The 14,282-nt window shown below is 45.6% G+C and carries 9 protein-coding genes; 3 read left to right on the plus strand and 6 right to left on the minus strand.

Features of this window, described 5'->3' with window-relative positions; all coding sequences use genetic code 11:
- Window positions 1-19: 19 nt before the first annotated feature.
- Both QUA90_RS12270 and QUA90_RS12275 read right to left on the minus strand, forming a co-directional pair.
- Window positions 20-352, minus strand: a complete 333-nt coding sequence (locus tag QUA90_RS12270; RefSeq protein ID WP_333211487.1) for a hypothetical protein — start codon at window positions 350-352, stop codon at window positions 20-22.
- A gap of 182 nt (window positions 353-534) precedes the next feature.
- Complete coding sequence (locus tag QUA90_RS12275) at window positions 535-1,056, minus strand: pentapeptide repeat-containing protein (protein ID WP_333322630.1); 522 nt, start codon at window positions 1,054-1,056, stop codon at window positions 535-537.
- Window positions 1,057-1,283: 227 nt separating this feature from the next.
- Here QUA90_RS12275 and QUA90_RS12280 point away from each other — a divergent pair, with 227 nt between their 5' ends.
- The gene (locus tag QUA90_RS12280; protein WP_333445712.1) at window positions 1,284-2,822 is read left to right on the plus strand and encodes a SagB/ThcOx family dehydrogenase; all 1,539 of its coding nucleotides are present in this window, start codon (window positions 1,284-1,286) and stop codon (window positions 2,820-2,822) included.
- Between the two features lie 251 nt (window positions 2,823-3,073).
- Here the strand turns inward: QUA90_RS12280 and mnmE are convergent, their stop codons facing one another.
- Together mnmE and QUA90_RS12290 are read right to left on the minus strand one after the other, a co-directional pair.
- Entirely contained in the window at window positions 3,074-4,459 is a 1,386-nt protein-coding gene (mnmE, locus tag QUA90_RS12285) for a tRNA uridine-5-carboxymethylaminomethyl(34) synthesis GTPase MnmE (RefSeq protein ID WP_333445714.1), read from the minus strand.
- Window positions 4,460-4,509: 50 nt separating this feature from the next.
- Window positions 4,510-4,755 (minus strand): hypothetical protein, encoded by a 246-nt coding sequence (locus tag QUA90_RS12290; RefSeq protein ID WP_333322636.1) that lies wholly within the window; start codon window positions 4,753-4,755, stop codon window positions 4,510-4,512.
- A gap of 473 nt (window positions 4,756-5,228) precedes the next feature.
- Between QUA90_RS12290 and QUA90_RS12295 the strand changes: the two genes are divergently transcribed.
- Both QUA90_RS12295 and QUA90_RS12300 read left to right on the plus strand, forming a co-directional pair.
- Window positions 5,229-7,427 carry a tetratricopeptide repeat protein gene (locus QUA90_RS12295; protein ID WP_333445716.1) on the plus strand — a complete coding sequence of 733 codons (2,199 nt, stop codon included), beginning with the start codon at window positions 5,229-5,231 and terminating at the stop codon, window positions 7,425-7,427.
- A complete protein-coding gene (locus QUA90_RS12300) occupies window positions 7,384-9,798 on the plus strand; it encodes a tetratricopeptide repeat protein (protein ID WP_333307813.1) in 2,415 nt (804 codons plus the stop codon). Before QUA90_RS12295 ends, QUA90_RS12300 begins: the two co-directional genes overlap by 44 nt.
- Before the next feature lie 87 nt (window positions 9,799-9,885).
- Here QUA90_RS12300 and QUA90_RS12305 read toward each other — a convergent pair whose 3' ends face one another.
- Together QUA90_RS12305 and QUA90_RS12310 are read right to left on the minus strand one after the other, a co-directional pair.
- Window positions 9,886-11,313 carry a protein adenylyltransferase SelO family protein gene (locus tag QUA90_RS12305; protein ID WP_333445718.1) on the minus strand — a complete coding sequence of 476 codons (1,428 nt, stop codon included), beginning with the start codon at window positions 11,311-11,313 and terminating at the stop codon, window positions 9,886-9,888.
- Window positions 11,314-11,598: 285 nt separating this feature from the next.
- Window positions 11,599-14,121: a GH116 family glycosyl hydrolase gene (locus QUA90_RS12310; protein WP_333445720.1), complete on the minus strand. Its 2,523-nt coding sequence runs from the start codon at window positions 14,119-14,121 to the stop codon at window positions 11,599-11,601.
- Window positions 14,122-14,282: the final 161 nt, after the last annotated feature.

Here is a 14,282-nt window from a genome sequence, read left to right on the forward strand (position 1 = left end):
AGTTTCGTGCTTGAGCTTTTCAACTTCTGTCTTCTTCAATAAACATTTTGTAAGCTATGAAAGCAATGCCTCCCACTATCAGCGCGGCTGCCAGCCAAGATGCTATGCGAACTGCAACGATAACAGCAATGACAATGCCTGTAAATTGAGCGGCTGCTATAATTTTTCGGCGCCACTGTTTGAGTTTGCCGTTAACTTGGCTGTCTGGTTCTTGGTACTTGCTTGTTAGATGTTCGGGTACTGAGCGGTCGATTTCGGCTTCTAGTTCGCGGAGCCGAATTTCTTGTTCTCGCTTCCGCAGTTCTTGTTCTTTGCGCCGGAGTTCTCGGGATTTGTTGTCAGGAGAATTCATAAATTTTAGCCTGTTTTTCGCGGGAAAAATGTGTTATTTATTGTCAATGTTGCGGATCGATAAGTTCTCTACGACTGTAACTCACCTTTTCCCCCATGTCGAGAAATGTTAAGAAATTTTAAAAATGGCGAGCGACTAATTAAGCCACTCGCCCTACGCCCTAGACTAGCCGCTGCAAATCCTCAATATCCTTCGGGGCCGATAGTAGTGCGATCGCACTCGGCTTCGGACAAATCACCCAAGCGCGATCGAAATAAGTTGCAGCCCGCTAATTGAGCTTTGCTTAACTTTGCTTTCTCCAAATTAGCTCGACTCAAATCCGCATATCTCAAATCGGCATTCGTCAAATCTGCATTGTACAAATCCGCACCTTGCAAATTAGCTTTCTGCAAATTAGCACCTTGCAAATTGGCGTGACGCAAATTTGCTCTTGATAAGTTTGCTCTTGATAAACTTGCTTCCGACAAGTTAGCTTGATAAAGTTGAATGTCGCCCAATTCAGCCTCTTGCAAATCAGTTTTATAAAGATTAGCTTGCGTCAAATTTCCGTAGGGCAGATAAGCTCGCCTCAGAACGCTACCAGAAAGATTTATTTCTGTCAAATCTGCTTGAAACAAGTTATTTTCACTTAAGTCAACGGCGTTAAAGTTTCGCTGGCCCTTAGCATACTGAGCAAGCAATTCCTCAGCGCTTAGCTTTTGCATTTTCACTCCTCATGACGACAGCTACTGCAGCCAATCCATAACAGTAATTAATGGTTATTATTCTGCGTATTTATACTTAGGCATATTCTTATGTTAAGCTTGTGTAACAACAGTCGCATTTTTTCTAAGATTTTTTTTATATTTGTAAATTTCTGCCTTGCTCGACCAGTAAGCGGTTAGTAATGTCAAGATCGATCGAGAAACCAAAGCCAATCCTCTACTGAAATATGCCAGAACTTCCTCTCTCCATTGCTCAGCACTACCACGAACGCACCAAATACGACCCTGAAACCATTGCTGCTAAAAGCAAACAGCTAGATTGGACAGAGCAACCTGTGCCTTTCAAAGAATATAAAATTGGAGCGTATTTTGACCTCAAGCCTTATCTAAAAGACCCCTCGGAGGATGCCGATGCCGATCCCGATGCCGCTTGGTGGCATCGGTTATCTAGCTTGTTGCTGTGCAGCTACGGGTTGACGGCGAAAGTGCAGACGGTAGACGACAGCTACCTGTATTTGCGCTCTGCACCGTCGGCGGGTGGACTCTACCCAGCAGAGGTTTATTTAATCTCCCGTGGGACTGCCCAGTTGCCGGCCGGACTCTACAACTATCAGTGCAGAACTCATTCACTTGTTCATTTTTGGGACAGTCAAGTTTGGCCGACATTGCAAGCAGCTTGTTTCCAGTCGCCAGCGCTAGAAAATACCCAATTGGCGATCGCCATTACCACTGTTTTTTTCCGTTCTTCTTGGCGTTATGAAGACCGAGCTTATCGGCGAATTTTTCTAGACACTGGCCATTTATTGAGTAATATCGAGTTAGCTTGCGCCGTCAACGATTACCGACCTCACCTGATTGGAGGATTCGCCGACGAAGCTGTCAATGAATTACTTTACATTGACTCGGAGCAAGAAGGAGCGATTTGTATAGTTGCTTTAGCCGACTTGCTAGATATTGACCAAAACTTGCCTAAATTTAAAACAGCTTTGCCCGGAAACACCACCACTGATTACCCGAAAATTTCCGAAGGTCAACTGTTAAAATACCTTCACAAAGCGACGCATTTAGAATCAGACCCTACCGGAGCTGATGGCTGGAAAATTGATGAAAGTGAAGGGGAATTAGAGGATAAATACAACTTTCCATTTTGTACTAAAGTTTCGACGGTCACTCCTTCGATTCCTTGGGGAGTGAACCTGGAAACTTTAGAAAACACTATGCTCAAAAGGCGTTCGACCCGTGCTTATACAGGTGCTTCTTTGAGCTTGGGCGAACTGCTAGCTATGCTCGATTTTACTTACCAGCCGCAGCACTATATCGACCAAGGATTAGACGGTAATCCAGACTATTTTGATCTAAGTTTGATCGAGACTTTTATTGCTGTTTCGGGAGTGAATGGGTTAGAAGAAGGGTGTTACTATTACGCTCCGAAAGCTCAAGAATTGCGGCAAATTCGGTTTAAAAATTTCCGCAGGGAGTTGCATTTTTTGTGCTTGGGGCAAGACTTGGGCAGAGATGCGGGGGCGCTGTTATTTCACACGGCGGATTTGAACAGGGCTGTAGCAAAATATGGCGATCGAGTTTACCGCTATTTGCACATGGACGCGGGTCATTTGGGCCAGCGGTTGAATTTAGCAGCTATGCAACTGCGTTTGGGTGTCAGCGGTATCGGGGGCTTTTTTGACGATCGCGTCAATGACGTTCTCGGTATTCCTGCGGGTGAGGCTGTGCTTTATATTACAAGTCTGGGAAGACCTCGATCGTGACAATAAGTTAGTTGTTATTTGTCAGTAGTATGGCTTCACTAAGCCCAGGCCCATCTAAATTTTACAGTCAAGTTTGATGAAATTAACATCTTACACCATTCTCAAGAACAGGCAAGATGCCTGTTCCCCAAAGAGTGAAAGTCGGTGTTCCACAAAGAGTGAAATTATTGTGGGGTGGGCGTCCCGCCCGCCCTAAAAATACAACTTAAATGCGAGACAGCTTACCTATTTAATTTACTCTTTTCCTATGACTATTTGCCAATGCAAAACCTGCTAAATATTCTGTCGAGCACTGATTCTGTCACTTCTTCTCCCGTAACTTCTCCTAATGCTTGAATTGCCCCGCGCAAATCTATTGTCCAAAAATCTAAAGGCAATTTGTTGCTGATAGTATCCGTGCATTGTCCCAGAGAAATTTTAGCTCTGGTTAACGCCGCTGCTTGCCGCTGGTTGATTGCTAAATCTGAGTTTGCTGCTTGCAAATTCCCCCCGCTGACGGCATCTAAAATTGCTGTTTCTAAGTCTTCTATGCCTCGCTCCAGGGCTGCTGCTGCGGCAACTATTGGGTGAATTTCAGAGGAAAAAGGTAGTTCGGGGATTGTTTTTACTAGGTCGATTTTGTTGATAATTATAATTAGCTGGCGGTGCTTTACTTGTTTGTAAATTTCCGAATCTTCCTCTGTCCAGCCAGATTCCGCATCAATTGTCAACAACACTAAATCGGCTTGTTTTGCTGCTGCGTGCGATCGCTCAACACCAATTTTTTCTACCTTGTCTTCGGTTTCTCGAATGCCCGCAGTATCGAGCACCTGCACCGGAATGCCGCCCACAACTAGCTGCGATTCTACCACATCCCGCGTCGTACCGGGCAAATCCGTGACGATCGCCCGATCGCTCTTACTCCACGCATTCAACAAACTCGATTTTCCCACATTCGGCCGCCCGACAATCGCTACTTTCAAACCAGTTCTCAACAATTCTCCGCGATCTGCCGTTGCCAAAATTGTTGACAATTCCTCCAAAACATGATTGATTTCCAAAGATGTTTTAGCTTCATCTAAAGGCGGCAAATCTTCCTCAAAATCAATTCTTGCCTCAATTTCTGCCAGTACGTCCAAACAAGTTGTTCTCAATTTGCGAATTGGCTGCGCTAATTTTCCTTGCAAACCAGCCAAAGCACTTTGTGCAGCAGCGGGCGATTTTGCTCCCACCAAATCTGCAATACTTTCAGCTTGAGTTAAATCGAGCCTCCCGTTCAAAAAAGCCCGCAGCGAAAACTCTCCCGGCTGTGCCAATCTTGCCCCGTTTTCCAAACACAACTGCAAGACTTGCTGCACGGCTATAATACCGCCGTGACAGTGAAATTCCACCACATCTTCGCGAGTAAAAGAACGCGGTGCTTTCATGATTAACAGCAAAGCTTCATCGACTAATTCTTCAGTTTTGGGGCGGCGGATGTGACCGTAAAGAATGCGGTGAGACTCCCAAATTTGCCGTCCTGGGGCGCAAAACAGAGTTTCGGCAATTTTTAAGGCTGCGGAACCGGAAACTCGCACAATGCCGACGCTGCCTTGTTGGGGAACTATGGCAGTAGCGATCGCTGCGATCGTTCCTCCTTTTGTTAGTGATTCAGACATATTTATTATTCACACATTCAAAAGTTCTCTCAATCTCCTGTTTTTGAGTATCAGGCAATTGCTGGTCGGTATTTGAGAGTATAAATCTCTAGTTCGTCATTCAAAAAATTAAAATAGCCGCCCTTTAGGGCAAAATGCACCAGTTTCCGGGTCGAAGCGTAGGAGATATTTGGTAATATTTTCCCTAGAATCGCTAATTGCTCGTCGGCTGCGAGAGACCAGATAACTTGAATTAGGGATTCAACCAGTTGTACGTTCATGTGACTGACCTCCGGCTTGGTTGTTAAATTATACATATCTCATTGACAGGATAAACAATTTCAGCATTTTTTTTCTAAAATATTAGAAGAGCGTGACAACAGGGAGGGACTTAGCGAGCCAATCCGATCGCCCGTTTGTCCAGTCAGTCGATTTTAGATTTTAGATTTTAGATTTTAGATTAACTCCACAGATGAATCGGGGAGCTTTAACTAGGGTCTAAAATTTTGGGATGCTAACGACTCCTGTGGGAAAGCAACTATCCGTTTTTGGGTAGGAGTCACGGCTCGATCGAACTTAAATTACTCAGCCACATATTTTGGCTATTCTGATTTCATGCGATAATGGAAAATTGACCGAAAGCATCCAGGATACAAGCCCCCGGATTCATCCGTGGAGAAATAAAAAACCTGTATCCGATGAAACTTGCCCCCCGAATTTATCTGTGGGGTCAATGCTTCAATTCTTTAATCTAAAATCTAAAATCGATAGACAGGGTAGAGGGCAAAGCATGATTGGTCAACTTCTAGACAGACGTTACCGCATCATTAAAGTCACAGACTCAAGTGAGGTGGGAAAAACTTATCTAGCAGCAGATACTCACCGTCCCGGGTATCCGCAATGCACGGTTAGAGAAATGCGGCTACCCGGCACAAGTTCGCAAACTCCAGAATTAGTCAAAGTTATATTTCAACGAAACGCAGAAATAATTGAAAAATTGGGGAAACACGACAAAATTCCCGAATTATTGGCATATTTTGAGGAAAATCAAAGTTTATACTTAATTGAAGAATTTATTGCCGGATCACCTTTAAGTCAAGAACTAATACCCGGTGAACCTTGGGATGAAGACCAAGTAATTGGTCTGCTATCAGAAATATTAGAAATTTTGGTGTTCATACACGACAAAGGTTTCATTCACCGCAGAATTCAACCAGACAGAGCGATCCGGCGCGAGTCAGACGGCAAATTTGTATTGGTAGACTTTAGCTTAGACAAAGAAATTAACCCGGAACTTGCTAACTGTCATTTGTTGTCGCAAACTTCCCCGAACTCTGTTAAACGGCCTGTGGCAAAAAAACAGGATTTGGCGGCCCAGGAGTTATACGTGCCGATCGAGCAATCGAGCGGCAACCCCCGCTACAATAGCGACATCTACGCTCTAGGTACGATCGGCCAGCTTGCCGTCACGGGACTCTCACCCAACGAACTGAGTGCCTTAAAAAACAACAAAAACGAAATTTCCTGGCGAAACCGGGCAACTTGTTCGGCAGCCCTAGCAGATATTATCGATCGAATGGTGCGCCCTGACTGCGAGGAACGCTATCAGGATGCCGCCGAAGTTTTAGCAGACCTCAAACAAATCGCCGTAAAATTTGAGGTTGAGCCGCCCCCCGCCACAATCATCACGGACGCTATGAGTCAACCGCGAAGAAAAAGCCAAACCAAACTGCTGCTGTTGGCTGCAACAGCGGCAGCTTTAATCCTCACGGCACTGATAATTTACTTTTGGCAGAGTAAAAATCCGGCGAGGGCAAAAGAATTGTTAGCCCGTGGTGTTACCAAGGCGCAGCAAGGTGACACAACAGGCGCGATCGCCGATTATACTCAAGCGATCGCCCTGAATGCCAGCGATGCGGAAACTTACTACAAGCGGGCAAACGCTCGCTACGACATGGGCGCAACCGAGCAAGCAATACAGGATTACACGCAAGCAATTAAAGTCAATCCTAGCCACACCAAAGCTCTCTACAATCGAGGTATGGCCCGCCTCGACATCGGGGACAAGCGGGGGGCCGTGGAAGATTTCACCCAAGTAGTGCGACTGCATCCCAGCGACGGTGAGGCATACTCTCAGCGGGGTTTAGCCTACTACGATTTGGGCGACTACCGCACAGCAATTGAAGACTACACTCAGGCAATTCGGCTCAGTCCCAACGATGCTACAGCTTACAGCAATCGCGGTTTAGCTCGATCGGCTGCAGGCGACAAAACAGGAGCAATGGCAGATTTTACTCAAGCCCTTCAAATTAGCCCCAAACAAGCTGGCGTATACTACAGTCGTGGTCGATCGCGGTTTAATCTGGCAGATTATCAAGGAGCGATGGAAGATTATACTAAGGCGATCGAATTGCAACCAGATCTCGCTGATGCTTATACCAATCGGTGCAGCGCTTACTTGAATTTGGCCACCTACGATAAAGCGATTGCAGATTGCACCGAAGGAATGCGCCTCGATCCAAAAGATGAAGCAGCTTACAACAACCGCTGCATTGCTTATCTGAATTTAAAACAATATCAAAAGGCCAGCGAAGATTGCAGTTTGACGATCGGACTCAACGGCAACAATCCCAAAGCATACAGCAATCGAGGATTAGCTCGATCGGCTTCGGGAGACAAGCAGGGAGCTTTAGAAGATTTTACTCAAGCAATTCGACTCAATCCCAGCGATGCAGTAGCTTACAGCAATCGCGGTACTATTTACTCAGAACTAAAAAATTACCCTTTAGCGGTTGAGGATTTCGCTCACTCGCTACGGCTCAACCCCAACAATGCTAGCGCTTTTTACAGCCGAGGCCTCGTCCGCCGCCAACTCAAAGACCGTGCTGGGGCGATCGAAGATTTTCAGAAAGCTGCAACCTTGTTTCTAGAACAAGGAAGAGCCGATGGTTTCCAAAACGCACAATCACAAATCAACGACCCTAAATAAACTCTTAGTTTCCATTCAGATGTTAAAAAAACCAGAAAAAAGGAAGAAGGAAGAAGGAAGAAGGAAAAAGGAAGAAGCTCAAATTACCAACTTCCCCTTACCAACTCCCCCTTACCAACTCCCCCTTACAAATTCCCAATTACCAACTCCCCGTTACCAATTCTCAATTATAGATATGAACATGGTTGGTCAACTTTTAGACAGGCGTTATCGCGTAGTGCAAATCCTCAGTTCAGGAGCTTTTGGACAAACTTATTTAGCTGTCGATACTCGCCGGCCGGGCCATCCTCAATGTGTAGTCAAACAACTGCGCCCTCCCAGCAACACTTCCACAGTTCTCAAAACAGCTTATCGCTTATTTAAACAAGAAGCAGAAATATTAGAAAAGCTGGGAAAACACGATCAAATTCCATTTTTACTAGCTTATTTTGAAGAAGCAAATCAATTCTACCTCGTCGAAGAGTTTGTGCCCGGACACGCCCTAAATAGGGAAATTGTGGCCGGTCAACCTTGGCGAGAAGAACGAGTGCTGGATCTGTTGCAAGAAGTGTTACAAGTTCTCGCCTTCGTACACTCTCAAGGAGTGATTCACCGCGATGTTAATCCCTCCAACTTAATCCGCCGCAAACCCGACGGCAAATTAGTTTTAATTGACTTTGGTTCGGTTAAAGAAGTTGCGAGTCACGTCAGCGATCACGATACAGAGTTTCCGCGCACCATTGCTACTGGAACTCCGGCTTATATGCCGATCGAACAATTTCAAGGCAACCCGCAATTTAGCAGCGACCTCTATGCAGTCGGGATGATGGCAGTCCAAGCTATCACTGGTTTACCCGGTACGGATTTGCCCAAATTGCAAGATCCGAGTCCTTCTCATACGGGGGAAATTGTTTGGCGAAACCGATCTCAATGTTCTGTGGGATTAGCCAATATAATTGACAAAATGGTCTGTCACCAATTTGCCAAGCGCTATCAATCTGCGGAGGAAGTTTTGGTAGCTCTCAGCAAGTTGAGACACCGCCAAGAGCCTGTGAATACGGCTAACAAGAAAAGTATTGCTCCCAGCTTAGTGTCTTCTGATAGTTTTTATTCACGTTTGGGAAGTCGATTTTGGTTGCTGATTTTGGCGGGCGTCGGGGCAGCGATAGTTCTGATATTTCTGTTTAGTTATTGGAGCCGGCCGAATCCGATTAAAGCTAAGGAATATTACGAACAGGGAGTGGAAAAGTCTCGCAATCAAGATGCGGATGCAGCTTTGCAGGCTTTTAATAAGTCAATTCAATTGAATCCTAAAAATGCTGAGAGTTTTTACCAGCGCGGTAATGCTAATTATGATTTAAAAAAGTATCAAGAAGCAATTGCGGATTATTCTCAGGCGATCGCTCTCAATCCTAAATATGTTCAGGCTTATTTTAACCGCGGCCTAGCCCGTCACGATTTTAACGATACACGGGGAGCGATTGAGGATTACACTCAAGCTTTGAATCTCCAGCCAAACGATGTTGATACATATTACGAAAGAGGAGTTGCTTATTTAGAACTGCAAGATTACAAGGCCGCTATTCAGGATTTTACCGGAGTAATTCGGCTGCAGCCGAACCTTGTTAAAGCTTATCATTCGCGGGGGTTGGCTCGTGCTGGGAGTGGCGATTTGCAGGGGGGAATTGGAGATTATACTGAGGCAATTAAACTTGATCCTAAGAATGTTGATGCTTTTTACAGTCGCGGGAGAGCTCGCTTTCACCTAGGAGATTATCAGGGAGCTTTGGCGGATTATTCTCAGGTAATTGCGATCGATCCCAAGAGTGAAGATGCTTACGCTAATCGTTGCAGCACGCAGTTGAATTTGGGAGCACATCAAGCGGCAATTGACGATTGCACTCAGGCAATTTCGCTGAGTGAGGAGGATGGGGTTCCTTACAACAATCGCTGCATTGCTTATTTAAATTTGAAGGATTATCCGAAAGCAATTGCCGATTGCACTCAAGCGCTAACAGTAAATCCGAATGATTTTAATGCTTTTAACAATCGTGGTTTAGCTCGCAGTGCCGGGGGTGACGCCCAGGGGGCGATCGCAGATTTTACAGCAGCAATCGGCTTCAATCCCAACAATGCGGAAGCTTACGCCAATCGGGCTAAGATTTATCACGAGTTAAAGAATTACAATAGTGCGATCGCAGATTACGTGCAAGCTATTCGGATCAGTCCGAATTATGCTGCTGCTTACTACGGTAGAGGCATGGTTCGCCGCTCATTGGGAGACAAAGCAGGAGCAATTAGCGATTTAGAAAAAGCCGGCAAAATGTTTCTCGATCAAGGACTTACTGGGGGTTACAAAGATACACAATTTGAGATTGAAAAGCTCAAGTAGTCAGTTGTTAGTTGTTAGTTGTTAGTCAACAGTTAACAGTTAACAGTCAACAGTTAACAGTCAACAATGCCCCCTGCCCAATTCCCTTTAAGAGTTTTGAAGTCTCTTCACCAACTCATAAAACGGTTCCCAATTATCCTCAATAGCAATGGGCTCCCAAACAGCCTCAATTGTCGGTCTCAAGAGCGATTGTTCGGGATTGTGCTTCCGCAACCTGTCCGCCATTTGATCCATATCATCCGTAGACAAACTTTGCAAAACGTGATAATAAAACTGCCGCCAAGGTGCTATCAAGTCCGCCGGTTCCGCCTCAGCAAAAATTAGACTAGCATCATCTCGCCAAGTGCGATCGAACTGTCTTCGCAATTCAAAAAAGAAATCGTGATACTCAACTTGAGACTCCGCCAGCATTTTAATTGTCACCTTCAACAACTCATCTCCATCAGCTTCTGGCAAATCCTCAAATCCCAATCTATTGAGCATCAACCGCCGATATGCTGCATTATAATAATCGCCAAACTTTGCCAAACCCGCATCCATATCAGCTTGAGGAATCGCCGCTGCTAGCGGTTCCTGGAGTTTCTCTAAATTGTCCCTACAAATCAACGGTTGATTGCCGTAACAATAAAGACCCGAATAGTCAAAATAAGCTGCTGTAAATTGCGGCTTGTAAGTTGGAATAAAAGCGAAAGGCCCGTAATCGAAACTTTCTCCCGTAATCGACATATTATCAGTATTTAGCACGGCGTGGCAAAATCCTGCTGCCATCCACTGAGCGACTAATTCAGCGACTCGCTGGACTAAATCTGCATAAAATAGCGCATACTTTTCCGGGGCCGAAAAACCAGCCTTGCTTGCTTCTAAATGCAGTTCTGGATAGTAATATTCAATAACAAAATCTAAAAGTTTTTTAGTTAAATCCGGGCGGCGGATATAGTACAATCTTTCAAAAGTTCCAAACCGAATGTGAGAATGACTGAAACGCACCATTACGGACGATCGCGTCGGAGATGGTTCGTCGCCCCGCCACAAAGCATCCCCAGTTTCAACTAAACTAAAACAGCGAGATGTCCGCACTCCCAATCGGTGCAAAGCTTCGGCCGCTAAAACTTCGCGAATTCCCCCTTTGAGAGTAAGTCTACCGTCACCGCCCCGCGAGTACGGAGTGCGGCCAGAACCTTTAGTGCCGAAGTCGTAAAGTCTGCCGTCAGTGCCGCGAACTTGGCCGTATAAGAAGCCTCTACCGTCACCTAAATTGGGGTTATATGCGTTGAATTGATAGCCGTGATAGCGGAGTGCGAGAAAGGGACGGACGCAGTGAAATTTGCCGAACGCTTCGATGAAATGTTGGTCGGTTACTTGCGCGGGATCTAAACCCAATGTTGGCAATAATTGGTCATTGCGGAAGCGGAGAATATGCTGCGGAAAATCGGCTGCAGGGACTTCATCAAAATAGTCGCCACCGAGGGATTCGAGGGCGGGTTCGTAGTTGAGGGAAAGTAAGGGATTTGACATTTTTATATTTTATCTTGAAATTGGCGATCGCTCCAAATTATATACAACTAAGGTGCGGACTGCATTGGTCTCAACAATTGCCTCAGACCCTTTTTCTCTCTCATTTATAGCCGAGTTCGATACCCTCCCATCTCCGGGCTTTTTCATGCTCAAATTTTAGCCAAGCTGAAGTTTGAGCATGAAAAATTAATGTTTTCCTCGAAGGGAAAAAGTTTTTACAGTCAATTTTATTGATAGTTGAATTAACCGTTTTCCTTGCTAAAAAGCGACTTTAAGGCTTGAATTTTAGTCGGATTCACCAGCTAATATACCAATTCCCTCTTTAAAATTGGTCAACACCCCGTAAATTGCCCAAATAGCCATCGCCCGCAAATAGTGACTAGCCCGAAAAGTTCCCCCCGCCGTAATCGCTTCCGGCGTCCGAAACTGCAACCCATTTTCATAAATCTGCTTCACCACCGCATCCGTCAATTTAAATGCTTTCTCCTCCATCCCCATCTGTACCAAAAAAGCCGCCAACCCAAAATTAATCCCCGTCCAAACTTCCAAAGGATGAGTTGCATTCGGATTTTCCGGCGAACCATTCAGCATCACCCCATTGGCCGCACCGAACTCGCCATCGTTGAACTTCAAAAAGCAAGAATCGTACACAGTTTCTAAAGCGCTGACTGCACATTCTGGCGGCACAATATCCGGCAATCCTAAGAGTTTCGCATAAAATTGACCGCACAGTTGGTCAGCCATCACCACTTCCGAGTTACTCTCACTGTCCAAACGGTAATATTGACCGTTCCACAGTTTTTCTTGATAGCTCGGTCTTGCTTGTAGCAGCCAACTGTGATATAATGCAATCTTTGCTTGAGGGTTAGGAATTATCTCCGGTGCTGCATCTTCCAAGATTTCGCCGATCGCGATCGCAGCCTCCAGTGCCGCCAACCACAAACCCCCGCAATACGCACTGATTCCTCGCATTTGCCAATCATCAAACGTCTGATCCGGTGCTCCAGAATTCTCAGGAATTCCGTCCCCATCCTCATCAAAAGTTTTCAGATAAGCCAAAGCCTCAACAATTGCCGGCCAACACTCTTGCAAAAAGTCACAATCTGTGCCACCAGTCAACAAAAAGTCACGATAAACCTGCAACACAAAATCGCAAGGCAAATCCTTCCACAAATTGCAATCTTGATAGCTAGTATAATTCGTTTTCTCCCAAGGATGTTCATTAGGAGCACCCAAATCGTGGGGCGTCGCACCGACAGCTTTTCTAATAGCCGAAGCTTGATTCCAGCCAATAATTCTCGGCGTATCATCTCCCGCAGAAATTGCCCTAGCAAACGCTAAAACCACCGACTTTTCCAAATCCGGCCACAGCATCAACAAAGCAAAAGAACCGTAAAGCCGCACGTCCAAACTTTCGTACCAGCGGTAATCAATGCACTCCAAAACCGCAAATTGGCCCTTGGGATCGCGTTCGTCAGCCGCACTCCAAAGAGTACCGCCGTCTGTCAGGGCGTATAACTCGTTAAACAGCGCCATTTTAAAACTATCTGACAAATCTGTCCGTTCTAAAATCGGTTTTTGCCAAGCTTCAATATTTTCGCGCCAAGTATCAGAATGCTTCATTGCAGTGCGAATAATCGGCCAAGCATTTTTGCCGTTGCGGCCGAAGAAATCTGTGTAGCGACGGTAGTACCAAACTCCCGATGCAAACTCAGTAACTGGCAAGTCCCAAGCTATAATAAAGGGGATTTTGCGAGTTTTTCCCGGTCGAATAGTAAAGCGAACTGCGATCGCACAAGCCAACTGTTCTCCGGCTGCTGCTGCTGTTTCGTCTTTGTCATCCAACAAGAAACCTTCAGCCGAAAAGTTGCGCCAAATATCGTCACCGTTCCCCGCCGGGTTCCAGCGAGTTTGATAGAATACTTCTACCGCCGGATTAGTAATAGTTGCGATCGCCCATTGTCCATCCCCCTCTTGCGGTTCGTCCTCAGCAGTCAACCGCGTCATCACGCAACCGATGCGGTGAAAATCTTCCACCAACAAATTCAAATTTCCGGCACTTTCTCCCCACCGGGGTTTATAATCATAAAATGGACTGCCATCATCTCGCACCATCACTTCCGGAGACTTATTGGCATTAGTAAACCAACCGACAATATTCTCCCAAGTCAGCATGATGCTAAGAGTTATCGGCGCATCTGTAGGATTGTGCGCCACCCATTCAAACATGGCAACTGGGTAACTGCTTTCCTGATAATTGTTCGGCAAAATTGGCGAAAATTGCTCGCAGCTTAATTGAGCCTGAAACACATTTTCGTATACAAACCAACTGCGCGGATACAAAGCATGATAAGTCCCAGAATTAGACTTTACCCCTCGCCCTTCATCCTGGTGTATTCTATCCGTTACATCCGTTACAAAATCCGCTGCCGAACTTCCTTCTTCCTTCTTCCTTCTTCCTTCCGATGGATACCATTTCCAACTAGATAAACTACCATCGGTAGGCGGTTCAGTGGACAGTGCAAAAGCTTGTTTATTGCCTTGAGTTTCTTCAAAAATGCTAAACTGACAAGCGGGCAAACTGCGAAAAATGTGTTCGCCGCCGTCAATGTGCCAGAGGTTGAAGTCGCCGCGGGGCGATCGCCCGATGCAGCCGGCACCGAACCCGCCCAGAGGCATTCCGTGCCAGGGCCCGTCGTCGAGATTGCTTGCGTAGCGGACTGTATAGGGATTCTCCCAACCGAGACCGATGGGACGTTTCCAGGTGTGTGGGGGAATGTTTGGATTGGATGTGCGATCGTTATTCATGTCAATTGATTTTAGATTATCGATATAGGAATGTTTCAAAGCTTAGGAGTTTTTTGGCTGTGTAAGCAATTATAAATAAATAATTTTTTGCTTAATTTTCCTTACTGTAGTTTAGCATTTATGAGAGTGTTCGCTACGCTTATAATGACAGATTTGCCCTG

The sequence above is a fragment of the Microcoleus sp. D3_18_C4 genome (assembly GCF_036702355.1).
Taxonomy (GTDB): domain Bacteria; phylum Cyanobacteriota; class Cyanobacteriia; order Cyanobacteriales; family Microcoleaceae; genus Microcoleus.